We start from the raw sequence: 23,479 nt of genomic DNA, 5'->3' as shown, positions 1-23,479 counted from the left end.
CGCGGTTGAAGGTGATGGGGTGGCTTCGCAACCGAATCCTACGCCGCATCAGCGCTTTACACCACGCTCGCCAGCCTCTCAGGCGCCCTCTCGCGAATAAGACGGGCTAGCCGCGGGCCGAGCTTCAAGCGGGCCAGCGCCCAGGCGCGCGACGATTTCCGCGCACTGCTTGCTCGCAACAGCCGCTAGGACTGGAGAGTGAATGATGATGACTCCCGAAAAGATCCTGTACGAGACCGAGGTGACCGCGATCGGCGGCCGGGGCGGCAAGGCCGCCAGCGCCGACGGCCTGTTGTCGGTATCGCTGTCCGTGCCGAAATCGCTGGGCGGTCCCGGGGGCGAAGGCACCAACCCCGAACAGCTCTTTGCGGCTGGCTACGCCGCGTGCTTTCTCGGTGCGGTCAAGCTGGTCGCGCGCACCCGAAAGGTCGTCCCATCCGCTGAGCCGTCAGTGACCGCCAAGGTCGCGATGGGTCCGGTTCCCGTCGGATATGCGCTCGCGGTCGAACTCAGGGTCAATCTGCCCGGTGTCGAGAGGTCGGTGGCCGAGGAGGTCGTCGCCGGCGCGCACGAGCGCTGCCCCTATTCGAATGCAACCCGCGGCAATATTGCCGTGAAACTGACGGTCATCTGAGACAATGAACGAGGCGGGCGGTTGGTGACCAATACCTTGCGCACACCGTACGACGGCGTCGTGATTGCGGCGCCCGTCACGATTCCCTATGTGCGTTACTCCATCGAGAGTGCGCAGTGGTGGATCGGGCGGGCACTGAGTACGCTCGTTGCGCAGGCGGGCATCAAGGCTTCCGACATCGACGGTCTGTGCGTCTCCAGCTTCACCATGGGCACCGACAGCGGGATCGGGTTGACGCAGCATTTCGGGCTCGGCGTGCGATGGCTGGATACGATTCCACTTGGTGGCGCCAGCGCCATCGCAGGCTTGCGCAAGGCGGCGCGCGCGGTTCAGGCACGCGACGCTGACATCGTGGCGTGCATCGCCGGCGATACCAATCATGTCGATTCCTTCCGGCTGACGCTGGAGAACTTTTCGCGCTTCAACCAGGATGCCGTCTATCCCTATGGCGCCGGCGGCGCCAATGCGAGCTTCGCGCTGATTGCGCGCAACTATATGCGGACCTTCGGCGTCACGCGCGAGGATGTCGGCAGGATCGCCGTCGCCCAGCGCGCCAATGCCTTGCGCAACCCGCATGCGCTGATGAAGACGCCGCTGACGATGGAGCATTATCTGGCGGCCCGGCCGATCTCTGATCCCATCCATCTCTTCGACTGCGTGATGCCATGCGCCGGCGCCGAGGCCTTCCTGGTGATGCGGGACGAGACCGCGGCTTCGCTCGGGCTTACGGCCGCACGGCTGCTTTCGACGATCGAGCGGCACAATGCTTTTGCCGACGATCCGATGCAGGTCCGCGGCGGCTGGGCAATGGACGTCGGCGAGCTCTACGCGATGGCCGGTGTGAAGCCTGACGATCTCGATATCGTGCAGACCTATGACGACTATCCCGTCATCACGATGATGCAGTTCGAGGACCTCGGCTTCTGCAACAAGGGGGAGGGGGCCGAGTTCGTGCGCCAGCACGATCTCACCATCGACGGCGACTTTCCGCACAACACGTCGGGCGGACAGCTCTCGGCCGGGCAGGCCGGTGCCGCCGGCGCCTATCTCGGTCTCGTCGAGGGACTTCGACAGGTTCTCGGGACTGCAGGCCCCACCCAGGTCGGGAATGCGAGCCTCGCCTTGGCCTCGGGGTTCGGTATGATCAACTATGACCGTGGTCTCGCCTCGGGCGCCGCGATCTTTGCAGGGCCGTCGCGATGATAGATCCGATCAAGCCGCCCCGGCGCAAGAACCCGCTGCTGCGGACGCGGCTGCCTGCTTCGCCGCCGCGACCGCGCAGCAGAACGTCGCATGGGTTCACGCGGGCAGCCGCCGAGGGCCGCTTCATGCTGCAACGCTGTGACGCCTGCGGTTCTTTTGCTTATCCGGCGCGGGAGGCCTGTCCGTCTTGCCTGTCGGCCGGCCTCGCATTCGTCGACGCGCCGCGCCGGGGCATGCTTCTTTGCGAGACCACGGCGCGCGTACCGAGCGATGTCTATTTCCGCGAGCGAGCGCCCTGGCGCATCGGCCTCGTGAAGATGGATTGCGGTCCGACGATTGTGACGCACCTCCATGCCGACTGCGTGGAGGGCGCACCCGTCCGCATGTCGTTTCAACTCGACAAGAGCGGCCAGGCGGTGGCCTTTGCCCATCCCGAGGGGGAGACTCCCAACATGGCAGACGACAAGCAATGGCGGGAAATGACGGCCGATCCGAAATTCCGGCGGGTGCTGGTCACCAACGGTCGGAGCGTGATCGGTCAGGAGGCCGTGGCCGCCTTGAAGGCCGCAGGCGCCAAGACGGTGTTCGTCGGCATTGCCGAACCGTGGCGGCCTTTCGCCGGCGAGCAGCTGCTGCGCGGCCAGGACGGAATCGAGATCGTGACCCTTGACGCGGCCGACGAGAAATCTGCGGCCGATCTCGCGGCCGACATCGGCGGCAAGGTCGATATCCTCGTCAACACGACGGAATATGTGCGGCCGGGCGGCTTGCTCGACCGCCGGGGCACGAGCATCGCGCGTGACGAGATCGACCAAGCCTATCTCGGCTTCATCAACCTCGCACAGGCCTTCGGCCCTGCCATGCGGATGCGGGGTGCCGATGGCATCAACAACAGTGCCGCGTGGGTCAACATTCTCTCGGTCCATGCGCTGGCGAACTGGCCTGCCTTTGGCGCCTACTCGGCCTCGCAAGCGGCGTGCCTGTCGCTCTCGCACTGCCTGCGCGCCGAGCTCAGGCCCGGCGGCGTCAGGGTGATGAACCTGTTCACCGGGCCCGTCGACACCGAGTGGTTCCAGACCGTGCCGCCGCCGAAGGTCGCGCCGCGCGCAATCGCGCAGGCGATCGTGTCGGGGCTGAGAGGCGGGCTCGAGGAGATGTATGTCGGAGATGTCGCCGAAGAGATCCGGCAGCGTCTCGCAGCCAATCCGAAAGCGCTCGAGCGCGAGCTCGACAGGTGAGATCGGGATTTCAACCAAGCCGGAGGACGTGACGATGCAGAGCAACAATCTCCTGGAGCTGGCGGGTGCGGTTTCTTCCGGCGCGGTGCGCGTCGTCGATCTGACATTTACGCTCAGTCCAGATTTTCCGGTCATCGTGCTGCCGCCGGAGTTCGGCCAGGCCGCCCCCGTCCGCATCCAGGAAATCTCGCGTTATGACGGTCGCGGTCCGGCCTGGTATTGGAACAACATCACGTTCGGCGAACACACCGGCACGCATTTCGATGCGCCGATCCACTGGTTCACCGGCAAGAACCTGCCGAACAATGCCGTCGACACGATGCCGACCAAGGACATGATCGCGCCGGTCTGTGTGATCGACTGCTCCGCGCAGGCAGCGCAGGATCCCGATTTCCTGCTGACGGTCCCGCTGGTCGAAGCCTGGGAAGCAAAGCACGGCCGGATCCCCGAGCGGAACTGGGTGCTGCTCAGGACCGACTGGTCGAAGAAGGGCTGGCGCGACTATTCCAATCTCAGGGATGACGGCGCACACACGCCAGGCCCGAACTCCGCCGTCATGAAGTGGCTAGTGGAGGAGCGCGGCGTCATCGGGTTCGGCACCGAGACCATCGGTACGGATGCGGGGCAGGCCGGTCATTTCGAGCCGCCTTATCCGGCGCATCATTTCCTGCACGGCGCCGGCCGCTACGGCCTGCAATGCCTGTGCAACCTGGATCAGCTTCCACCCACCGGGGCGGTCATCGTGGCCTCGCCGCTGAAGATCCAGAACGGCTCCGGCAGTCCGCTTCGCGTCATCGCGCTGGTTGCGTCAACCTGAATCCAATCCATGGCGCTTGCCAATCGGAATAAGACATCCTCACGAAAGACAGGTGCCATGAACTTGATCAAGAGCCTGCTGGCTTCCACTGCATTGCTTCTCGCCGTCCCGCAACTCGCGCAGGCCGAGATCCTCGTCGGCTTCGTTACCGGTCTCAGCGGGCCGGTATCCTCGATCGGCATCCCGAATGCGAAGGGCATCGCGGCGGGCCAGGCCTATGTCGGTGAGATCGGTGGCGAGAAGGTCCGCGTCATTCAACTCGACGACGCTTCCGATGCCACCGCCTCGGCGCGCAACGCGCGCAAGCTCGTCGAGCAGGAGAAGGTCGATATCCTGATCGGAACGTCGGGCGCGCCGCAGACCCTGGCGATGGCGACCGCCGCGATCGAGATGAAAGTGCCGATGATCGCTGTGTCTCCGATCGCGCCGGTGCCGCCGGGCGACGGCGGCCCCTGGGTCGTCCAGACGCCGCAGCCGACGCCGCTTCTCGTGCAAGGCATCGTCGATCACATGAAGGCGAAGGGCCTGAAGACCGTCGCGTTCATCGGCTTCTCCGATGCGTTCGGCGACCTCATGTACAACTCGCTCGAGCAGAGTGTGAAGACGACCGACATCAAGATCATTGCCAACGAACGCTACGCCAGATCGGATTCTTCGGTGACGGCTCAGGTGCTGCGCGCGCTCGCCGCACGTCCCGACGCCATCATGCTCGGCGGCACTGGAACGCCCGGCGCGCTGCCGGTCATCGCCTTGTCCGAGCGCGGATATAAAGGGCCGCTATACGGCAATCATGGGCTGATCAGCGCCGATTTCCTGCGTCTCGCCGGCAAGGCCGCCAACGGCATCATCTGCCCGACTGGACCCGTGACCGCGGCGGAGCAGCTTCCGTCCAGCAATCCGATCCAGAAGGTGGCTCTGGATTTCCGCTCCGCCTTCGAGAAGGCGAACGGCGAGGCGCCGACGGATTCATTCTCGTCCTATTCCTTCGACGGCTGGCTCGTCTTCGCCGATGCCGCCAAGCGCGCGATGGCAACCGGTGCCAAGCCCGGTTCGCCGGAATTCCGCACCGCGCTTCGTCAGGCGCTGTTCACGACCAAAGAGGTCGTCGGGACGCAGGGCGTCTACACCTATACGCCGGTGGATCGGCATGGCGTCGACGATCGCTCGCGCGTCATGGTCCAGATCGAGAACGGCAAATACAAGCTGTTGCCCTGAGACGGGAGCATGATCGTGACGGAGAACGCGCCGGTGAACGTCAGCGACGCGGTCGGCCGGGAGAACGTGACGCCGGCCTGGGCGTGTGCAGTGACGTCGTTTCCGCCGTCGGACCGCATCCTCTCAACGATCCTCACGCGGCAGGCCGAGCGCTACGGCGAGCGCGTGTTGCTTGTCGCTGGTGAAACGCGCTGGAGCTTTGCGCAGACCGCGGCGATCGCGGCTGCGTCGGCCCAGGCGCTGGTCGATGCCGGGATCAGGCCGGGCGATCGGGTTGCGCTGATGTGTTCGAACCGTCCGGAGTTCCTGCAGGTCTATCTCGGCTGCGCGTGGCTTGGCGCCATCGCGGTTCCGATCAATACCGCGCTGCGCGGTTTCCAGCTCTCCCACATCTTCCGCAACTCGCGTTCCGCGCTCCTCGTCGTCGAGGCTCAGTTCGTCGACGCGATCGAGAGTGTCGAGGCGGGTGTCGAGCTGCCGCCCCGGACCTGGATCGTCGGAGCTGCCGCCGGGGCAGTCGATGCCCGGCTTTCCGAGGTACCGTTGCCGGCGCTGGGAGCCGCGGCCCCGGCGAGGGCCGTGAGCCCCGGCGACACCGTTGCGATCCTCTACACCTCGGGCACGACGGGTCCAGCGAAGGGAGTGTGCTGTCCGCAGGCGCAGCTGTTCTGGTGGGGCATTTATTCGGCGCGGGCGCTTGGTATCCGCGAGGGCGATGTGCTGTTCACGACGCTGCCGCTGTTCCACACCAACGCGCTCAATGCGTTCTATCAGGCGCTCCTGAACGGCTGCACCTACGTGCTGGAGCCGAAATTCTCCGCGTCCGGCTTCTGGGCCGCCGCGCAACGGCATAAGGCGACGGTCGGCTATCTGCTCGGCGCGATGGCGTCGATGCTGCTGGCGCAGCCGAAGAATGCGAATGACAAGGCGCATCGTCTTCGCGTCGCGCTTGGCGGCGGCGTGCCGCCGCAGATCCACGGTCCGTTCCTCGAGCGGTTTGGCGTGCCGCTGGTCGACGGCTACGGGTCGACCGAGACCAATTTTGTGTTCGCGGGGACGATCCCGTCGGATCGTCCGGGAACGATGGGCTATCTGGCCGAAGGCGTCGAGGCGCGGATCGTCGATGAAAACGATTCGGCGCTTCCTGACGGACAGGCCGGCGAGCTCGCGCTTCGCGCCGGAGAACCCTTTGCCTTTGCCACCGGCTATTTCGGCATGCCGGAGAAGACGGTCGAGGCCTGGCGAAATCTGTGGTTTCACTCGGGCGATCGGGTCGTTCGGGAGCCCGACGGACATTATCGCTTCATCGACCGCATGAAGGATTCCATCCGCAGGCGTGGCGAGAACGTATCCTCATGGGAAGTCGAGCAGACCATCCAGTCCCATCCCGCGGTCGCCGCCTGTGCGATCTACCCGCTGCCGTCGGAGCTGGGCGAGGACGAGGTTGCGGCTGCGATCCTGCTCGAACCGGGCCAATCGCTGGAGCCCGTCGACATCGTCAGGCATTGCGAAGGGCAGATCGCCTATTTCGCCATCCCGCGCTATGTGCGCATTCTGAGCCAGATGCCGTTGACTGAGAACGGTAAGATCAAGAAGGGCGTGCTGCGCGAGGCGGGCATCACCACGGATACCTGGGATCGCGAGGCGGCCGGAGTGGAGGTGCGGCGCTGACTGCCGGTCCGCTCAGGGTTTTTGCAGGGCGTCCCTGACGGCACCCTTGAGGTCGTCGAGCTCGCCGATCAATCCGTCGAACCGGTCCGCCGGAAAATCCGCCAGCAGCTCGGCAAGCCAGGCGCCGTGGCTCTTGGCCATCCGTCTGAAGGTCTTGCGGCCTTCGACTGTCATACAGACAATCTGCACGCGGCGGTCGAGGTTCGACGGCGTGCGGGTGATGTATCCGTCCTCGACCAGGCGGTCCACGATCGGCGTGAGGTTCCCGGCCGAGACCATCAGGCGCTTGGGCAATTCTCCCAGCACAAGCCCGCTCGGTTCGCGGTCGAGCTGGGCCAGAACATCAAAGCGGGGCATCGTGAAATCGAACTCTTCGCGAAACCGGCGCCGCAACTCGCCTTCGATCAGGGTCGTGCAGGCGAGCAGCCGGAGCCAGACCCGCGTTTGAGCCCTGTACTCGGCGTCCTGATCCGCCCCATTCTTTGAAACAGGCGTGGACTCCTTCGCGAGTGCCAATCGAATCTCCCGGGCTTGGTGGCCTGACGAAAGCCGGCGCAGCTGTCGTGGTCATTGGCAAGATAGTTCGTGCCAAAAGTAAATTCAAGGCTGCGCCCGAGCGGCTCGGAATCGGCACTGCCGTGTGTCCAATTTACACTGAATCTCAGGATCGACGCCGCGGAGACGAGCCCGTGGGCCGGGTGTTTCACAGAACCGCCTTGACAAGATGCGCGCCGAGGAAATATTTTATGCTTAAAATAATTTGGGTGAAAGCTCGGCACACGGCGCGACGCGCGAAAGCGAGGGATGATGCGCATAGTCTGTATCGGCGGCGGCCCGGCCGGTCTTTATCTGGGCCTGCTGATGAAGCGCCGGCACCCGGAGCATGTCATCACGGTCGTCGAGCGCAACAAGCCCTACGATACGTTCGGCTGGGGCGTCGTGTTCTCGGATGCCATGATGTCCGCGATGCGCCTTGCCGACCCCGAGAGCGCGGCCGAGATCGAGGACGCCTTCAATCACTGGGACGACATCGAGCTCGTCTTCAAGGGCACGCGCCAGCGCACCACGGGCCATGGCTTCATCGGTATCGGGCGCAAGCATCTGCTCAATATTCTTCAACGGCGCTGTGAGGCGCTCGGCGTCGAGCTCGTCTTCGAGCGCGAGGTCGAGTCCGATCTCGAATTTCCCGATGCCGATCTGATCGTCGCCTGTGACGGCGTCAATTCCAGGATCCGCGCTCGCTATGCCGAGCAGTTCCAGCCGGACATGGTGATCCGGCCCAACCGCTTCATCTGGCTCGGCACCAAGAAGGCGTTCGACGCCTTTACATTCGATTTTCAGAGAACCGAGCACGGCTGGTTTCAGGCGCACATCTACAAATTCGATGCAGAGACCTCGACCTTCATCGTCGAGACGACGGAAGCAGCCTACCAGGCTCACGGGCTCGACAAGCTCGATCAGCAGAGCTCGATCGAGTTCTGCGAAAAGATCTTCGCCGAGACTCTCGACGGCGCGAAGCTCCTGACCAACGCGCGCCATCTGCGCGGCTCGGCCTGGCTCAATTTCAGCCGCCTAATCTGCGGCAAATGGAGCGTGTTCAACGGCAAGTCCCATGTCGTGCTGATGGGAGATGCCGCGCACACCGCGCATTTTGCCATCGGATCGGGCACCAAGCTCGCGCTGGACGACGCCATCGAACTCGCCAACCAGTTCGATCGCCACGGTCACGGTCGCGCCGGCATCGAAACCGTGCTGGACGCGTACGAGGAGGTGCGCCGCGTCGATGTCGCGCGCATCCAGAACGCTGCGCGCAACGCCATGGAATGGTTCGAGGTGGTCGGCCGACGCTATGCCGACACGCTCGAGCCGCCGCAATTCTTCTATTCGATGCTGACACGTTCACAGCGCATCAGCCACGAGAACCTTCGGCTGCGGGATCGTGCCTGGCTCGAAGGCTTCGAGCGCTGGTTCGCCGCGCGGTCGGGCATCGCAGTCAAGGATGGCGAGCGGGTGCCGCCACCGATGTTGACACCGCACCGTGTGCGGGGACTGACGCTTGCGAACCGGATCATGGTCTCGCCGATGGCGATGTATTCGGCGCAGGACGGGCTCATCGACGACTTCCACGTCGCCCATCTCGGCGCGCGCGCGATGGGCGGCGCCGGGCTGGTCTTCGCCGAGATGACATGCGTCTCCCCGGATGCGCGGATCACGCCGGGGTGCCTGGGGCTCTGGAACGATGCACAGCAGGCGCAGTGGCGCCGCTTGGTCGAGCTCGTCCATGGCGTCGGGCATGCCAAGGTGGGGATTCAGCTCGGCCATGCCGGGCGCAAGGGAGCGACCAGGGTGCCCTGGGAAGGGATTGATCAACCCCTTGAATCCGGAGAGTGGCCGCTGATCTCCGCGTCGACCTTGCCGTATCTGCCGCACAGCCAGCTGCCGCGGGCGATGGACCGCGACGACATGGACCGCGTGCGCGACGATTTTGTCGCGGCAACACGTCGTGCCGCTGCCGCCGGCGTCGAGTGGCTCGAGCTCCATTGCGCGCACGGTTATCTGCTGTCGAGCTTCCTCTCGCCGTTGACCAACCGGCGTACGGACGAATACGGCGGCAGCCATGAAAACCGCGCGCGCTTTCCGCTGGAGGTGTTCGAGGCGATGCGCGCGGTGTGGCCGTCCGACCGGCCGATGTCGGTGCGCCTGTCCTGCCATGACTGGACCGAGGGCGGCAACATGCCGGCCGATGCGGCGATCTTCGCCGCCATGTTCAAGGAGGCCGGGGCGGACCTGATCGATTGTTCGTCGGGGCAGGTCTGGAAGGACGAGCGGCCGATCTATGGACGCCTGTTCCAGACGCCGTTCGCCGACCTGATCCGCAATGAGGTCGGCATTGAGACCATCGCAGTCGGTGCGATCTCCGAGGCCGATCACGCCAATTCGATTCTCGCGGCCGGCCGCGCCGATCTCTGCGCCATCGCGCGGCCGCATCTTGCCGACCCGGCCTGGACGCTGCACGAAGCCGCGCGCATCGGCATCACCAAGGTCGAGTGGCCGAAGCAGTATCTGTCCGCCAAGGGACAATACGAAACCAATCTGGCGCGCGCCGCGGCTACGGCCGGGCAATGAGCGGAGGAGGGATCAGATGAGCTCCACGGCGAAAGTGATCCGGCGCGAATGGCTCGACTGGCCGTTTTTCGAGCCGCGCCATCATGCGGTCGGCGAGGCGCTCGACCGCTTCGTGCAGTCGGGGGCTCTCGACACAATCGATCACACTGATGTCGATGGCGCCTGCCGCAAGCTGGTGCGCGCGATGGGCGAGGCGGGGGTGCTCGATTGTGCCGTCGCCGCGCCCGACGGCGATGCGACGACGATCGATTCCCGCTCGATCTGCCTGTCGCGGGAGTCGCTGGCCTATGCCGATGGCCTCGCCGATTTCGCCTTCGCCATGCAGGGGCTGGGCTCCGGCGCGATCGCGCTCGGCGGCTCGGCGGACCTGCGCAAGGCCGTGCTGCCGAAAGTTCGCGCCGGCGAATGGCTGGCGGCCTTCGCGCTGTCCGAGAAGGAGGCAGGATCGGACGTCGCCGCGATGTCCTGCACGGCGCGGGCCGACGGCAACGACTACGTCATCGACGGCGAGAAGACCTGGATCTCCAACGGCGGTATTGCCGACGTCTACACGCTGTTTGCGCGAACGGGCGAGGCGCCGGGCGCCCGCGGCATCTCGGCCTTTGTCGTCTTCCCGGATGATCCCGGCTTCGGCATCGCCGACCGCATTGATGTGATCGCGCCGCATCCGCTGGCGACGCTGCGCTTTACCAATTGCCGGATTCCGGCGAGCCGTCGCCTCGGCGCGCCGGGCGGCGGGTTCAAGCTCGCGATGCAGACGCTCGATATCTTCCGCGCGTCGGTCGCCGCCGCGGCCCTCGGCTTTGCGCGGCGTGCACTGGACGAAGCGCTGTCGCATGCGCGCAGCCGGCGCATGTTCGGTGCGACGCTGGGGGATCTCCAGCTGACCCAGGCCGCGCTCGGCGACATGGCGACGGAGACTGACGCCGCCGCGCTCCTGACCTACCGCGCGGCTTGGCGCCGCGACGTCCAGAAGCTTCCGACGACGCGCGAAGCTGCCATGGCGAAGCTGACGGCAACCGAGACCGCGCAGCGCGTCATCGACCGCGCCGTCCAGATGTTCGGCGGCCGCGGCGTGCGCAAGGGTGAGATCGTCGAAAGCCTCTACCGCGAAATCCGCGCGCTGCGCATCTACGAGGGCGCGACCGAGGTCCAGAAACTGATTATCGCGCGCGACCTTCTGAAGCCGCGCTGAGAGGATCGAGAACTCCGCATGAGTACGATGATGAAATCAGAAGCCGCCACTACTAGCGGCCTTCAAGTGCTTCAGCCCAGCGGCTGGCCGCAGCCGAAGGGATATGCCAACGGCATCATGGCCGATGGACGTCTCGTTGTGACGGGGGGTGTCGTCGGCTGGGATATCGCGGGTCGGTTCGCCGACGGGTTTGTCGCGCAGGTTCGGCAGACGCTCGAAAACATCGTTGCGATCCTGGCGGAAGGCGGCGCCCGGCCGGACCATCTCGTGCGCCTGACATGGTATGTCGTCGACATGGATGAATACACCACGAACCTGAAGGCGCTCGGCAAGGCCTATCGCGAGGTGGTGGGCACCCACTACCCCAGTATGGCGCTCGTGCAGGTGGTGCGCCTCGTCGAGCCATCCGCGCGCGTCGAGATCGAAGCGACTGCCGTCGTCCCGCGCTGACGAGCGCGTGCGCGAAGGTGCTGCCGCCGATCGCGCGGGCTCATGGGCCGCTACGCGGCCGGGCGGCTACAGCATGCGCGCCGGATGGAGAGGATTGGTACGTTCACGAGCGGCATTGCGCACAACTTTAACAACATACTGGGAGGAATTTTGGGACATACCGAGGTCATGGAGGAACATGCCGGCTCGAACGCACCTCTCGTCCGACATCTCTCCGGGATACGGCTGAGTGCAGAACGGGCACGTGACCTGATTAGTCAGATCTTGGTGTTTGGACGGCGTCGCGATATTCGCCGCAACCCGTTGGGCATCAATGCGCTGGTCAACGAAACGGCTTCGCTGTTGCGCGTCTCGTAAGATTTTGTTAACATGTAGGTTTTTTCTCACTAAGCGAGCGGGGCACTCTGCTAAGGTGCCTCTGAAATCCGGAGTGCGGCTTGGCAAAATGGACCCCAGAGTGGGGATGCGCCACGAAGAAATTTCCGGAAAGACCATCGATGCTCGCCACAACCTTCGGAAACTGAAGAACCGGTTATGGGGCGCCGCTGTCGCGCTGGTTCTGTGTAAGAATGCCGCACCGATCAAATCCGGAGCAAACTCATTTCTCAATTCTTATTCGGCCTGGTCTATCTCCTTATCCTGACCCGCTTCATCTGGCCGCTGCAGTTGCCGCTCTCGATCAAGTTCGCAATGGCAGCGCTTGCATTGGTCGCATTGCAGTTTCACCGGTGGAGCAAGCTCTCGTCAGGCTCTGTGTTCTCTCCGGAATTCCCGCGACCGGTTGTCGCTATCTTCAACTGGGCTTTCGGCGCGCTCGTTCTGCTGGCGCTGCTTCAAGTGATGCTCGATGCCGGACTTCTATTAGGGTTGCTGATCCACGGCGGCCCCCTGAGTGCCCCCGACGTTGTCCGCTACGGGTTGGCCGGGTTAGCATCGATTGCGGCTGCGACCGGCGTCCATCAGGCAATGAGGATTCCGCCGCTGAAGGACGTCGAAGTCCGCGTCTCCGGACTTCCGCGGCAATTCGACGGTTACACCATTCTGCAACTCACTGATCTTCACATCAGCCGCCTCTTTCCAGCATCATGGGCGCGCGCTGTTGTCGAGCGATCAAACAAGCTCGGCGTGGACTTAATCGCCATCACGGGAGATCTGATCGATGGCACGCTCGAAGCGCGACGCGCCGACATCGAGCCGTTGCGGGACTTGAGGGCGCCCGACGGCGTCTACGTGATCTCCGGGAATCACGAATACATTTTCGGCTACAGCACATGGATGGCGCACTTCGCCGCGTTGGGACTGCTCTCGCTCGAAAACAGGCACATCGTTCTCGAGCGCAATGGCGGTAAGTTGGTCCTCGCTGGCATCACCGACCGGGCGTCGCGCCATAGAGGACATCCCGACCGCGATCTCGCTGCGGTCCTTGAAGGCGCTCCAGAAGGTGCTCCTCTCATTCTGCTCGACCACCAGCCAGGTGACGCACGAAACGCCGCGGCGCTTGGCGTGGCTCTGCAACTGTCCGGACATACGCACGGAGGACTGATTCTAGGGCTCGACAGGTTGGCCGCGCGCGCCAACGCGGGTTACGTCTCGGGTCAATACGACGTGGACGGGATGACGCTCTACGTGAATAACGGCACGGCCCTATGGCCAGGCTTCGCGTTACGGCTCGGTCGACCATCCGAATTGACGCGGATCACGCTCCGCCGGGTAAGGTGCAAGTCAGGCAATGCTGACTGATCTGCTCGTAGCCTGTGCCGCAGCTGGCTATCTTGGTTCGCTGGTTATGCGTTGATCGCTAGGTGGAGGCAGATGTCAGTCGGCGTATTGGCGTGTCGTCCGCTTCGGGTCAACGGGCGCTGTCCTAATCGCCGCCGGTCCCGTCCGATCTGCCGCGACAACCGGGCGATTTCAGAGCCCGTCCGGGCTTCGCGTTCGGGCCACAAGTCGACCCAGCAAGTTACCGCTCGCTCACCCGGCCTGTTTAACTTGGCTCGCGGGCCCTTGTCTTGACGGGCAGTCCCTTGAGGCCAAGCGGTTGAAATTGGCGAGACCCAAGGTCGCCTGGACGGTAGAAGCCAACGGCTCTCGCTTGTCAGGTCGGGGGCGGGCCTCGCCCGTAGGCGGGCGAAGAGTTCGGTTCGCCCAACTTCGCCCCAGCATGCTGGTAAATCATGTGATTATGATGCATACACTTCCCGTCCAACTGGCTGGAAAATGTTGCGTGAGCTCTGAAAACAACACCTTGAATATTGGTCCGCGTATCCGGCGTGCCCGCTTGTCCAAGGGGCTGCGAATGCGAGACCTGGCGCAGGTCGTCGGATGCGACGAGAGCATGATCTCCAAGATCGAGGCCGGGAAGGTCATGCCGTCGCTGCCGATGCTCGCTAAGATGGTCGACGCGCTCGACCGCGACATGGCCTCGTTCTTTGGCCTGCGGATCGACGACTACAAGCTGGTGCAGAAGCCCGAGGATCGGCTCAAGGTGCCTGTTGATGCGCTGCGCGGTGGCACGGGCGTCGTGTATGAGCGCCTGGTGCCGGTAGCCGCCGGAAATCTGCTCGAAGCCAATGTTCACGTGGTGGCCTCGGGAGGCGAGAAGATCGATCTGATTACCCATCAGGGCGAAGCCGTCGGCTATCTCGTGTCCGGAACCATCGAGCTCACCATCGACGACACCACCTATCTGATGACTTCAGGCGATTCCTTTTTCTTCAAGGCGTATCTGACCAACAGCTATCGCAACGTCGGGCCGGACGAAGCGCGGATCGTCTGGGTCAATACCCCCCAGGTTCACTGAGCCGAGCGATCAGGCTCACGGTGCATGAATTTCATGCATGTGGCGAAAACTGTAGCAGGGTGCTTCAAAGCCACTTCATTTCCTGCGCCCGCGCGTGCCTGCTTCACAGTAAAACGCGCTGATCCGCTGGCTCTCGCACCCAAAGGTTCCGAAAGACAAGCTGGCATAACGCTTGCTTAAACCCAGACATGACTGTGATGCATGCCAACTGCCCCTGGCTGTATCCGATGTCGATGGGGCCCGACCACGTTGATGCGCTCCGGCATGGCCGTCGCACCGGCGAATAACGGCAGGCGAACCGCTGATGGCTTTCGTTTGGAAACGTTTGGTAGGCACCATCCCGAGTCTGATCGGCGTCGTCGTCCTGACCTTTTTCATCTCCCACGCCCTGCCGGGTGACCCGGCGGCGTATTTCGCCGGCCCCGCCGCGAACGCCGCATCGATCGAGAACATCCGCGCCACGCTGGGCCTCGATCGCCCGCTTCCAGTGCAGTTCGTGCACTATGTCGGTGACCTCGCGCAGGGCAACCTCGGCCGTTCGCTCACCACGGGACAGCCGGTGTTGACCGATCTGCTCGAGCGGCTGCCTGCATCGCTGGAATTGTCGTCCTTTGCGCTTTTGTTCGCGATCAGCATCGCCATCCCGATGGGGGTGTGGGCCGCGACCCGCATCAACGGAAGCGTCGATCACGCCTGCCGTGCGCTGGTCACCGTGAGCGCCGCTTTCCCAACGTTCTTCGTCGGGCTGCTGTTCGTCTACATCTTCTATTTCCTGCTCGGCTGGGCGCCGCAGCCGCTCGGCCGCCTGAACGAGATCGCCCTCTCGCCGCCACCGCACGTCACCGGGGCCTACACCATCGACGCACTCATCGCGGGCGATTGGCCGGTGCTCCGCGCGTCGTTGTCTCAGCTGATCCTGCCCGCGATATCGCTCGGCCTGTTCGCGCTGGCGCCGATCGCGCGCATCACGCGCGCGGCCATGTTGGAAGCGCTCGGCAGCGACTTCATCCGTACTGCGCGCGCCAGCGGCTTGCCGGTGCGCAAGATCCTGATGACCTACGCATTCCGCAACGTGCTGCTGCCGGTCAGCAGCGTGCTCGGTATGGTGTTCTCCTTCCTGCTCGGGTCCAACGTCCTGATCGAACAGGTGTTCGGCTGGCAGGGCGTCGGCGCCTACGCGGTCTCGGCCGTCATCGCGTCCGATTACGCAGCGGTTCAGGGCTTCGTCTTGATGATGGCGGTGCTTTACGTGCTGCTTAATCTCGCCGTCGACATTTTCGCGACGCTGGTCGATCCCCGCGTCCGGTTCGAGGGCTGAGCGATGAGTATAGTCACGCTCGCCCGCAACACAGGTTATGCCTTTGGCGAAAACCGCCTGACGCTGATGGCCGTGATCATCCTGGTGCTGCTGGCGCTGTGCGCGATTTTCGGACCTTACATCGCGCCGTACGATCCTCTGGTCACCTCCGCCACCACCAAACTGGCGCGGCCCAGCACCCTGCATCCGTTCGGGACCGACGCGCTCGGACGCGACATCCTCAGCCGTGTCATCGTCGCGACGCGCCTCGACCTCGGGATGGCAGTCTCGGCGGTGGCGCTGTCGTTCGTGGTTGGCCTGGCGCTCGGCTCGCTCGCCGGCTATTTCGGCGGCTGGACTGACCGCATCATCGGCCGCGCCATGGACACCATCATGGCGTTCCCGCTGTTTGTGCTCGCCATGGGCATCGTGGTGGCGCTCGGGAACAGCGTCGCCAACATCATCATCGCCACGATGATCATCAATCTGCCGTTCTATTGCCGCTTCGCGCGCGCCGAGGTGAACGTGCGGCGCGAGCTCGGCTATGTCGAGGCGGCGCGCATGGGCGGCAACGGCTCGCTGCGCGTCCTGCTCAACCATATCGTCCCGAACGTCCTGCCGCCGATGATGGTGCAGGCTTCGCTCAACATGGGATGGGCGATCCTCAATGCCGCCGGCCTGTCCTTCATCGGGCTCGGAGTCCGACCACCGACGCCGGAATGGGGCATCATGGTCTCGGAAGGCGCCAGCTACATCATTTCCGGCGAGTGGTGGGCCTTCATGTTCCCGGGCGCCGCTCTCGTGCTCGCGGTGTTCTCCTTCAACATGCTGGGCGACGGACTGCGCGATCTGCTCGATCCGAGGAAACGCGTGTAATGGCGCAGCTCGAGATCGACAATCTGTCAGTGGAGTTTCGCACCCGTCACGGCGTGGTGCGGGCGCTGGACGACGTGAGCTTGTCGGTCGGCCGCGGCGAGATCGTCGGCGTGGTCGGTGAAAGTGGATCCGGAAAGTCGGTCACGGCCTACACCGTCATGGGCCTCAACGATGAGGCGGCGCAGATCACCAAAGGCAACATCACGATGGGCGGCATCGATCTTCTGGCGGCACGCCCGGAAGCGATGCGCGAACTGCGCGGACGCGAGATGGCGATGATCTTCCAGAGCCCCCGCACAGCGCTCAATCCGATCCGTAAGGTCGGCAAGCAGATCGAGGACGTGCTGCAGGAGCATGCCGGGTTGCCGAGTCGTGATCTCAGGAAAGCGGCAATCGCAGCACTGGCGCGAGTCCGCATTCCCGATCCCGAACGCCGGGCGGAAGCCTATCCGTTCGAGCTCTCGGGCGGCATGTGCCAGCGCGTGATGATCGCCATGGCGCTGGCCTGCACACCGTCGGTCCTGATCGCGGACGAGCCCACGACGGGGCTCGATGTGACAACCCAGGCGGTGATCATGGACCTGATCAGGGACATGAGCCGCTCGACGCGGATGTCGACGTTGCTGATCACTCACGATCTCGGGCTCGCCGGCGAATATTGCGACCGGATCGCCGTCATGCATGCCGGGCATATCGTCGAGATCGCGTCGACCGAGGCGCTGCTGGATCATCCGGCCCACCCCTATACACGCCAGTTGCTCGCCGCCACGCCCGTTCCGGAATCGCGTCTCGACGACCTCAACTCCATTCCCGGCCATCTACCCGATCTGCGCGGCGCGTTGCCGCCGTGCCGCTTCAGCGAACGCTGCGAGCTGCGGCAACTAATCTGCGACGAGGCAGAGCTGCCCTGGACCGAATTGTCGCCCGCGCATGTCGTGCGCTGCCGGTTTCCCCTGTCATGACGCCGCTGCTCGAAGTCAGGTCGCTGTCCAAATTATACCCGATCAAGCGGGCCTCGCGCGGCGCCCGGCTCCACGCGGTCGACGATGTGGATCTGACGATCGGCGCCGGTGAAAGCGTCGGCTTGGTCGGCGAATCCGGCTGCGGCAAATCCACCATGGTTCGCCTGCTTGGCCGGCTGATCGATCCCACGGCGGGCCAGATCCTGCTCGGCGGTGAGGATCTCACCGCGATTGCGCAGGCGAAGTTCGCGTCCTCGGCAAGCCGGCGGCGTATTCAGGTGGTGTTCCAGGACGCGACCGAAAGCCTGAATCCATCGTTCCGCGCTTTCCAGGCGATCGCCGATCCCTTGAAACGGCTACTCGGCATGAATAACGGTGCCGAGCTGGACAGCCGCGTTCGCGCCACCGCCGCGCTGGTTGGACTGCCAGAAGAACTGCTGCAGCGTTACCCGCATCAATTGTCGGGCGGCCAGCGCGCACGGGTGGGCATCGCGCGCGCCGTTGCGGTCGAGCCGTCGTTGCTTATCCTCGACGAGCCGACCTCGGCGCTCGACGTGTCGGTGCAAGCCGTAATCCTGCGGTTGCTCGCCGACCTGCGCGCACGGCTGGCGATGAGCTACCTGTTCGTATCGCACGATCTCAACGTGGTGCGGCTTCTCTGTTCGCGCGTGGTCGTGATGTATCTCGGCAAGATCGTCGAGATCGCGCCGGCGGAGGCGCTGTTCACCGCGCCTCGTCATCCCTATGCGCAGGCGCTGGTCGCCGCGATCCCGGATCCGGCGCGGCGTGGCGAAGCGCGGCCTCGACTCGACGGTAGTCCGACCAGCCCGATCGATCCGGACCCCAACGTCTGCCGCTTTTACGGCCGCTGTCCCAAGGGGGCCGACATCTGCACCAAGGCCATGCCGCCGCTTCGCGCGGTCGGCCCGGACCATTTCGCCGCCTGCCACTTCGCTCTTTCACCCGATGGAGGAACCGATGAGCGCTGACAATCAGATCTGCCGCATGGACGCCGCGACCGTCGCGGCTAAGGTCAGGAACAAGGAGCTATCCGCCGCCGAGGTCACCGAAGCCGTTCTGCGCCGCATGGAGAAGCTCGAACCGCACATCCATGCCTTCTGCACACCGACGCCCGACGTGGCGCGCGCTGCGGCCGCGGCAGTCGACGCCAAGATCGCAGCCGGCAAGGATCCCGGCCTGCTGGCGGGCGTACCGATCGGAATCAAGGATCTCGTCGCCACCAAGGACATCCTGACGGTGATGGGTTCTCCGCTCTACCGGGACTTCGTGCCGGATGAGGACGACATCGTCGTCGAGCGGCTGAAGGACGCCGGCGCAGTCATCATCGGCAAGACCAACGTGCCGGAATTCGGCTACAGCGGCGTCGGCCACAACCCGGTTTTTCCCGCGACGCGTAATCCCTGGAATCTCGACATGACATCCGGCGGATCGAGCGCTGGCTCCGGAGCTTCGGTCGCGGCCGGCGTCGCACCTTTCGCAATCGGCTCCGATGGCGGCGGATCGATCCGCATTCCGTCCGCGCTTTGCGGGCTCTACGGAATCAAAGCATCGATGGGGCGGGTGCCGCTCTACCCGGGTTGCCGGGATGAACGCTATCCCGGCGTCTCGAGCTGGGAATCGCTCGAGCACGTCGGCCCGATGAGCCGCACCGTGACCGACTCGGCGCTGATGCTGAAGGTGATCACCGGACCCGATCCGCGCGATCGCTATTCCATCCCGGCTGCCGACTTCGACTATGTCGGCGCCGTGAAGGAGAGCATCAAGGGCCTTCGCATTGCCTATAGCGAAGATTGGGGCTATGCGCCGGTCGATCCGGAAGTCCGTCGCGTCGTGTCTGAAGCGGTGCGCGTGTTCGAGACCGATCTTGGCTGCACGGTCGAGCGCGCTCATCCGGGATGGGAAGATCCGTTCCCTCATTTCTGGACCATCGTCGCCGGCGACACCGACCTCACCGGTATGCGCCGCATGATGAAGGGGCATGAAAAGGAAATGTCGCCGCACCTGGTCGGGCTGTTGCAGCGGCAATGGACCGCGGAAGAATTCACTGACGCCAAGATGATCCGGCAGATGGTCTGCAACCGCATGTGGCGGTTCATGGCCAACTACGACCTCCTGATCACGCCAACGCTCGCGGTGCCGGCATTCCCGCTCTACATGCAGGGGCCCGAGATCATCGAAGAGAAGATGGTCTCTACCGGCGATTGGCTCTGCTTCACCTTCATCTGCAATTTGACCGGCCAGCCAGCAGCGACCATTCCCGCCGGCTTCACCAAAACCGGTTTGCCTGTCGGCATGCAAATCATTGGTCGCCATCTGGCGGATCGTACCGTGCTCGCCGCCTCCGGCGCCTTCGAACAAGCGCGTCCGTGGGCTCACAAATGGCCGACACTGCTGGGCGATCTCGGCCTCTGACGCTGCCTCGACTTTTTCAACCGAAATCCAGAAAGGACGCACGATATGAAGTTCGATCGTAGTCTCGCTACAGCGGCGCTGCTCACAGCGTCCGTTGTCTGGCCCGGCGCTTCCGCACGCGCGGCCGAAATTGCCAAGGACACGATGGTGATCGTGTCCGAAATGGGCCCCAACGGTCTCGACACTATGGTGCCGACCGCCAACGATCACAGCCGCATGGTGGTGTGGCAGGCCTACGACCGGCTCGTCAGCCACGGCGAGAAAAGCTGGCCGACGGCACGGTATCCTACGACGCCAAGGTCATGACGCCAGAGCTGGCCGAGAGCTGGGAAGCCAGCGAGGACGGCAAGACCTACATTTTCCATCTGCGCAAGGACGCGACGTTCCACGATGGCAGCCCGGTCACCGCCAAGGACGTCAAATGGTCGTTCGATCGCGCCATCGCCGCCGGCGGCTTTCCGGCGGTGCAAATGGCGGCGGGATCCCTGGTCAAGCCCGAACAGTTCACGGTGGTCGACGATCACACCTTCAAGGCGACGTTCGATCAGTTCAACAAGCTGACGATGCCTGACCTCGTCGTGCCGGTGCCCGTCATCGTCAATTCCGAGCTGGCCAAGAAGCACGCGACAGCGCAAGACCCGTGGGCGTTCGAGTGGGTGTCACGCAACGATTGCGGCGGCGGTGCCTACAAGGTGGAGTCCTGGTCGCCCGGCCAGCAGACTGTTTTTACCCGCTTCGACGCCTGGAAGTCCGGCCCGCTGCCCCAACTCAAGCGCGTCGTCTATCGGCAGATCGCCTCGGCCGGTACGCGTCGCGCGCTGCTGGAGAAGGGCGACGTCGATATGTCGGTCGGCCTTCCGCCGAAGGACTATGCCGAACTGGCAGAGCAGGGGAAGGTGACGATCATCGGCGTGCCGGTGCAGAACGACCTCGTGTTCGTCGATATGAATGTGAAGATCGCACCGTTCGACAATCCCAAGGTGCGCGAAGCGATCTCCTACGCCATCCCCTACAAGGAGATCGTCAGCTCCGCGCTCTATAACCGCGCCAAGCCGATGTTCGGTGGTGACCCTGACAAACCCTATCCCGACGCGACGTGGCCCGTTCCGATCAAGCATGGCCAGGATCTTGCGAAGGCCAAGCAGCTGTTGACCGAGGCCGGGTTCCCCAACGGCTTCAAGACCACGCTGTCGATCGATCTCAGCGAATCCACCGTGCGCGAGCCGACTGCCATCTTGATCCAGGAGGCGCTCAAGACGATCGGCGTCGAACTCACGATCGAGAAGGTCCCGGGCTCGAACTGGTTTGCCCAGATGGCCAGCAAGACGATGCCGATGGTCATCGCCGAATTCTATGGCTGGCTCGATTACCCCGACTATTTCTTCTTCTGGACCTTCCACGGCGGCAACAACTCCGTGTTCAACACTGCCAACTACGTCAATCCCGACCTCGACAAGGTGATTGACCAGGCGCGCTTCACCCGCGATCCCGATATCTACAAGACAAGCCTGAACAAGATGGTCGACATCGTCATGACCGACTTGCCTCGCATCCCGCTCTACACGCGGTTTGCCGACTATGCGGTGCAGAAGAACGTCAAGGGTTTTGAGTACTGGTTTCACACGCATCCGGATTTCCGCAAACTCTACAAGGAATGAGAGGACGGCAAGCGCGCTCGAACGGGGGCGCTTGCCATTCATCGGGGAAACACCGTGCAAGACACGCTCGGCGCTTTCGTTCCAGGCCCCATCATCCAACGGGCGCCGCACGGCTCAGGGCCACTTTCGGGCTTGAGCTTCGCGGTCAAGGACCTGTTCGATGTTGCAGGCGGCGTGACCGGCTGCGGCAATCCGGACTGGGCTGCCACCCACGAGATCGCAAAGGCCGACGCCTGGGCCGTCGACGCTCTGCTGGGCGCCGGCGCCTCGCTGACGGGCAAGACCATCACCGACGAGATCTCGCTCGGGCTGCTTGGCATCAACAAGTTTTACGGCACGCCGCTGAACCCGCGCGCGCCGGACCGCGTACCGGGCGGCTCGTCGAGCGGCTCCGCGTCCGCTGTTGCCGGCGGCCTGGCTGATTTTGCCTTGGGTACCGACTCCGGCGGCTCAGTGCGCATCCCCGCGAGTTTCTGCGGAATTTACGGCCTGCGTCCGACTCATGGTCGTATCTCCATCGCCGGCATGATGCCCCAGGCACCATCATTCGATACCGTTGGCTATTTCACTCGCGATGCCCTGACTTTCGGCCGGGTCGGCGCGGTGCTACTCGGAGAGCAGGCGCCCGATGTCTTTCCCAGCGAGATCGTCGTTGCGGCCGACTGTTTTGGCATCGCCGACGAGCCGGTAAGGCGCGCCTTGCAGCCGGTTGTTGATCGGATGCGCGATGCAGTGGCGATCACCGCGTCGCCATTGGCCGAAGGCGCGCTCCTCGACTGGGCGCGCCACCAGCGCATCCTGCTGAAGTGTGAATTCCACGCCACGTTTCGGGATTGGATCGATCGCGTGAACCCGCGCTTCTCGTCGGAGGTAGCCGGCGCGTTTGCCGACGAAGGCCGCATTGAATCGAGTGACCTCTCGGCCGCCAAGGCTTTCCGCGAGTGCGCATCGAAGCGGCTCAACGATTTGCTCGAGGGGCGCCGCATGCTGTGCCTGCCGACCTCGCCCATTCTGCCGATAGGCCGCGACGCGCGCCTGTCGGACATTCGCGCGGCGGTACAGCGGATTGTCGACCTGACCGGTATCGCGGGCCTGACGGGCCTTCCACAGGTCAGCCTGCCCGTCGCTACATCCGGCTCTATTCCGGTCGGGCTGTCCCTCATTGGCTGGCGCGGCGGCGATGCGGCATTGGTCGCGGCAGCGCGCACCCTGGCGCGGGAATTCTCGATTGGACTGGCATGACCGACATCAAGGAAGCACGGACGCTGACCCTCGAAGGCGCGCTTAAGGTGCTCAACGCGGCAATCGGCGAGGCGACCCGCATTGGACAGCCGATGTGCATCGCAGTGGTCGATACCGGCGGCAATCTGCTGGCGTTCGGGCGCATGGACGGCTCGAAGGGACTTAGCGTGACCTCGTCCATCAACAAGGCACGGACGTCGGCACTGTCTGGCTCGCCGACCGGCGGCGCTCACGCGGACGTGGAAATCCAGGTCACTCTCGCGCATGAAAATCGCTGGACCAATCTGATCGGTGGTCTCCCGATCCGCGTCGATGGGTTCATCCTTGGCGCAGTGGCGGCGGGCTCCGGATCAGGCACACAGGATCTCGCTGTCGCCCGGGCCGGTGCGGCCGCGATCCTGGGAGCAGACATGTGCGTCGATTTCACGCCGATGGGCGCGGAAGACACCGGGATCATCAGGGGGGCGACGCTTCAGCCGAGGATTTGAAGCCAGCGGTCGGTCTGCGCACGACGACATAGGCCAAGGGGCGGAAGAGAGCCAAAAGTGATTGCTAGTACCCACTTTTCTTGGAACGTGAGTCGTGATTCAAGGTCGGGATGATACCCGAAGCAAGAGAAGTCCACCTTTCGAGGAAAGATCGCAAGGTGCTTGAGGCGTGCT

At 64.1% G+C, this 23,479-nt stretch carries 23 protein-coding genes; 21 read left to right on the top strand and 2 right to left on the bottom strand.

What is annotated here, in order from left to right:
• The first annotated feature begins 205 nt into the window (after positions 1–205).
• Genes QJT78_RS38155 through QJT78_RS38130 form a run of 6 tightly spaced genes read left to right on the top strand, consistent with a single transcriptional unit; the run spans position 206 to position 6,778 of the window.
• Complete coding sequence (locus tag QJT78_RS38155; RefSeq protein WP_080586640.1) at positions 206–634, top strand: organic hydroperoxide resistance protein; 429 nt, start codon at positions 206–208, stop codon at positions 632–634.
• A 24-nt stretch (positions 635–658) separates the two neighbouring features.
• Entirely contained in the window at positions 659–1,837 is a 1,179-nt protein-coding gene (locus tag QJT78_RS38150; protein ID WP_028149400.1) for a thiolase family protein, read from the top strand.
• Positions 1,834–3,075, top strand: a complete 1,242-nt coding sequence (locus QJT78_RS38145; protein ID WP_038943769.1) for an SDR family NAD(P)-dependent oxidoreductase — start codon at positions 1,834–1,836, stop codon at positions 3,073–3,075. Before QJT78_RS38150 ends, QJT78_RS38145 begins: the two co-directional genes overlap by 4 nt.
• Before the next feature lie 34 nt (positions 3,076–3,109).
• The gene (locus QJT78_RS38140) at positions 3,110–3,892 is read left to right on the top strand and encodes a cyclase family protein (RefSeq protein WP_038943770.1); all 783 of its coding nucleotides are present in this window, start codon (positions 3,110–3,112) and stop codon (positions 3,890–3,892) included.
• A 57-nt stretch (positions 3,893–3,949) separates the two neighbouring features.
• Positions 3,950–5,107, top strand: coding sequence for an ABC transporter substrate-binding protein (locus QJT78_RS38135; protein ID WP_028149403.1), 1,158 nt, complete (start codon positions 3,950–3,952; stop codon positions 5,105–5,107).
• A 9-nt stretch (positions 5,108–5,116) separates the two neighbouring features.
• On the top strand, positions 5,117–6,778 hold the full coding sequence (locus QJT78_RS38130; protein ID WP_038943771.1) for an ATP-dependent acyl-CoA ligase: 1,662 nt from the start codon (positions 5,117–5,119) through the stop codon (positions 6,776–6,778).
• A 12-nt stretch (positions 6,779–6,790) separates the two neighbouring features.
• On the opposite strand, the gene QJT78_RS38125 is transcribed toward QJT78_RS38130, so the two are convergent.
• A complete protein-coding gene (locus QJT78_RS38125; RefSeq protein ID WP_028149405.1) occupies positions 6,791–7,294 on the bottom strand; it encodes a MarR family transcriptional regulator in 504 nt (167 codons plus the stop codon).
• Positions 7,295–7,585: 291 nt separating this feature from the next.
• On the opposite strand from QJT78_RS38125, the gene QJT78_RS38120 reads away from it, so the two are divergent.
• The 15 genes from QJT78_RS38120 (at position 7,586) to QJT78_RS38050 (ending at position 23,305) form a co-directional block, all read left to right on the top strand.
• A complete protein-coding gene (locus QJT78_RS38120; RefSeq protein WP_028149406.1) occupies positions 7,586–9,904 on the top strand; it encodes a bifunctional salicylyl-CoA 5-hydroxylase/oxidoreductase in 2,319 nt (772 codons plus the stop codon).
• A 16-nt stretch (positions 9,905–9,920) separates the two neighbouring features.
• Positions 9,921–11,099, top strand: coding sequence for an acyl-CoA dehydrogenase family protein (locus tag QJT78_RS38115; RefSeq protein ID WP_028149407.1), 1,179 nt, complete (start codon positions 9,921–9,923; stop codon positions 11,097–11,099).
• A 27-nt stretch (positions 11,100–11,126) separates the two neighbouring features.
• Positions 11,127–11,549, top strand: coding sequence for a RidA family protein (locus QJT78_RS38110; RefSeq protein WP_038943775.1), 423 nt, complete (start codon positions 11,127–11,129; stop codon positions 11,547–11,549).
• A 42-nt stretch (positions 11,550–11,591) separates the two neighbouring features.
• Complete coding sequence (locus QJT78_RS38105) at positions 11,592–11,906, top strand: histidine kinase dimerization/phospho-acceptor domain-containing protein (RefSeq protein ID WP_038943776.1); 315 nt, start codon at positions 11,592–11,594, stop codon at positions 11,904–11,906.
• Positions 11,907–12,149: 243 nt separating this feature from the next.
• A complete protein-coding gene (locus tag QJT78_RS38100) occupies positions 12,150–13,289 on the top strand; it encodes a metallophosphoesterase (RefSeq protein ID WP_028152377.1) in 1,140 nt (379 codons plus the stop codon).
• A 484-nt stretch (positions 13,290–13,773) separates the two neighbouring features.
• Positions 13,774–14,349 (top strand): cupin domain-containing protein, encoded by a 576-nt coding sequence (locus QJT78_RS38095; RefSeq protein WP_162137008.1) that lies wholly within the window; start codon positions 13,774–13,776, stop codon positions 14,347–14,349.
• A 301-nt stretch (positions 14,350–14,650) separates the two neighbouring features.
• Positions 14,651–15,667: an ABC transporter permease gene (locus tag QJT78_RS38090; protein WP_049807722.1), complete on the top strand. Its 1,017-nt coding sequence runs from the start codon at positions 14,651–14,653 to the stop codon at positions 15,665–15,667.
• 3 nt (positions 15,668–15,670) lie between these two features.
• A complete protein-coding gene (locus QJT78_RS38085) occupies positions 15,671–16,522 on the top strand; it encodes an ABC transporter permease (RefSeq protein ID WP_028152375.1) in 852 nt (283 codons plus the stop codon).
• On the top strand, positions 16,522–17,484 hold the full coding sequence (locus QJT78_RS38080; RefSeq protein ID WP_028152374.1) for an ABC transporter ATP-binding protein: 963 nt from the start codon (positions 16,522–16,524) through the stop codon (positions 17,482–17,484). Before QJT78_RS38085 ends, QJT78_RS38080 begins: the two co-directional genes overlap by 1 nt.
• The gene (locus tag QJT78_RS38075; RefSeq protein WP_028152373.1) at positions 17,481–18,473 is read left to right on the top strand and encodes an ABC transporter ATP-binding protein; all 993 of its coding nucleotides are present in this window, start codon (positions 17,481–17,483) and stop codon (positions 18,471–18,473) included. The genes QJT78_RS38080 and QJT78_RS38075 overlap by 4 nt, the downstream gene beginning before the upstream one ends.
• On the top strand, positions 18,463–19,917 hold the full coding sequence (locus tag QJT78_RS38070) for an amidase (RefSeq protein WP_028159864.1): 1,455 nt from the start codon (positions 18,463–18,465) through the stop codon (positions 19,915–19,917). The genes QJT78_RS38075 and QJT78_RS38070 overlap by 11 nt, the downstream gene beginning before the upstream one ends.
• A gap of 45 nt (positions 19,918–19,962) precedes the next feature.
• The gene (locus QJT78_RS38065; protein ID WP_240537632.1) at positions 19,963–20,223 is read left to right on the top strand and encodes a hypothetical protein; all 261 of its coding nucleotides are present in this window, start codon (positions 19,963–19,965) and stop codon (positions 20,221–20,223) included.
• Positions 20,220–21,575 carry an ABC transporter substrate-binding protein gene (locus tag QJT78_RS38060; RefSeq protein WP_240537633.1) on the top strand — a complete coding sequence of 452 codons (1,356 nt, stop codon included), beginning with the start codon at positions 20,220–20,222 and terminating at the stop codon, positions 21,573–21,575. Before QJT78_RS38065 ends, QJT78_RS38060 begins: the two co-directional genes overlap by 4 nt.
• A 54-nt stretch (positions 21,576–21,629) precedes the next feature.
• The gene (locus QJT78_RS38055; protein WP_038943780.1) at positions 21,630–22,817 is read left to right on the top strand and encodes an amidase; all 1,188 of its coding nucleotides are present in this window, start codon (positions 21,630–21,632) and stop codon (positions 22,815–22,817) included.
• On the top strand, positions 22,814–23,305 hold the full coding sequence (locus QJT78_RS38050; protein WP_063629876.1) for a heme-binding protein: 492 nt from the start codon (positions 22,814–22,816) through the stop codon (positions 23,303–23,305). Before QJT78_RS38055 ends, QJT78_RS38050 begins: the two co-directional genes overlap by 4 nt.
• Here QJT78_RS38050 and QJT78_RS38045 read toward each other — a convergent pair.
• Positions 23,290–23,479: hypothetical protein (locus QJT78_RS38045; protein WP_281460480.1), on the bottom strand; the 190-nt coding region annotated here is incomplete at its 5' end. The two genes, QJT78_RS38050 and QJT78_RS38045, sit on opposite strands and share 16 nt — an antisense overlap.

The organism is Bradyrhizobium sp. Mp27 (assembly GCF_029953005.1).
GTDB lineage: Bacteria > Pseudomonadota > Alphaproteobacteria > Rhizobiales > Xanthobacteraceae > Bradyrhizobium > Bradyrhizobium barranii.
Note: the sequence above shows the minus strand (reverse complement) of the source record. Positions and strands in the feature narration are given on the sequence as shown.

What these genes read in the sequence shown, in the direction of transcription:
- QJT78_RS38085 (WP_028152375.1), top strand. Translation starts at nt 15,671, where the DNA reads ATGAGTATAGTCACGCTCGCCCGCAACACAGGTTATGCCTTTGGCGAA.
- QJT78_RS38155 (WP_080586640.1), top strand. Translation starts at nt 206, where the DNA reads ATGATGACTCCCGAAAAGATCCTGTACGAGACCGAGGTGACCGCGATC.
- QJT78_RS38080 (WP_028152374.1), top strand. Translation starts at nt 16,522, where the DNA reads ATGGCGCAGCTCGAGATCGACAATCTGTCAGTGGAGTTTCGCACCCGT.
- QJT78_RS38060 (WP_240537633.1), top strand. Translation starts at nt 20,220, where the DNA reads ATGACGCCAGAGCTGGCCGAGAGCTGGGAAGCCAGCGAGGACGGCAAG.
- QJT78_RS38115 (WP_028149407.1), top strand. Translation starts at nt 9,921, where the DNA reads ATGAGCTCCACGGCGAAAGTGATCCGGCGCGAATGGCTCGACTGGCCG.
- QJT78_RS38110 (WP_038943775.1), top strand. Translation starts at nt 11,127, where the DNA reads ATGATGAAATCAGAAGCCGCCACTACTAGCGGCCTTCAAGTGCTTCAG.
- QJT78_RS38140 (WP_038943770.1), top strand. Translation starts at nt 3,110, where the DNA reads ATGCAGAGCAACAATCTCCTGGAGCTGGCGGGTGCGGTTTCTTCCGGC.
- QJT78_RS38070 (WP_028159864.1), top strand. Translation starts at nt 18,463, where the DNA reads ATGAGCGCTGACAATCAGATCTGCCGCATGGACGCCGCGACCGTCGCG.
- QJT78_RS38050 (WP_063629876.1), top strand. Translation starts at nt 22,814, where the DNA reads ATGACCGACATCAAGGAAGCACGGACGCTGACCCTCGAAGGCGCGCTT.
- QJT78_RS38075 (WP_028152373.1), top strand. Translation starts at nt 17,481, where the DNA reads ATGACGCCGCTGCTCGAAGTCAGGTCGCTGTCCAAATTATACCCGATC.
- QJT78_RS38105 (WP_038943776.1), top strand. Translation starts at nt 11,592, where the DNA reads ATGGGCCGCTACGCGGCCGGGCGGCTACAGCATGCGCGCCGGATGGAG.
- QJT78_RS38130 (WP_038943771.1), top strand. Translation starts at nt 5,117, where the DNA reads ATGATCGTGACGGAGAACGCGCCGGTGAACGTCAGCGACGCGGTCGGC.
- QJT78_RS38065 (WP_240537632.1), top strand. Translation starts at nt 19,963, where the DNA reads ATGAAGTTCGATCGTAGTCTCGCTACAGCGGCGCTGCTCACAGCGTCC.
- QJT78_RS38145 (WP_038943769.1), top strand. Translation starts at nt 1,834, where the DNA reads ATGATAGATCCGATCAAGCCGCCCCGGCGCAAGAACCCGCTGCTGCGG.
- QJT78_RS38120 (WP_028149406.1), top strand. Translation starts at nt 7,586, where the DNA reads ATGCGCATAGTCTGTATCGGCGGCGGCCCGGCCGGTCTTTATCTGGGC.
- QJT78_RS38135 (WP_028149403.1), top strand. Translation starts at nt 3,950, where the DNA reads ATGAACTTGATCAAGAGCCTGCTGGCTTCCACTGCATTGCTTCTCGCC.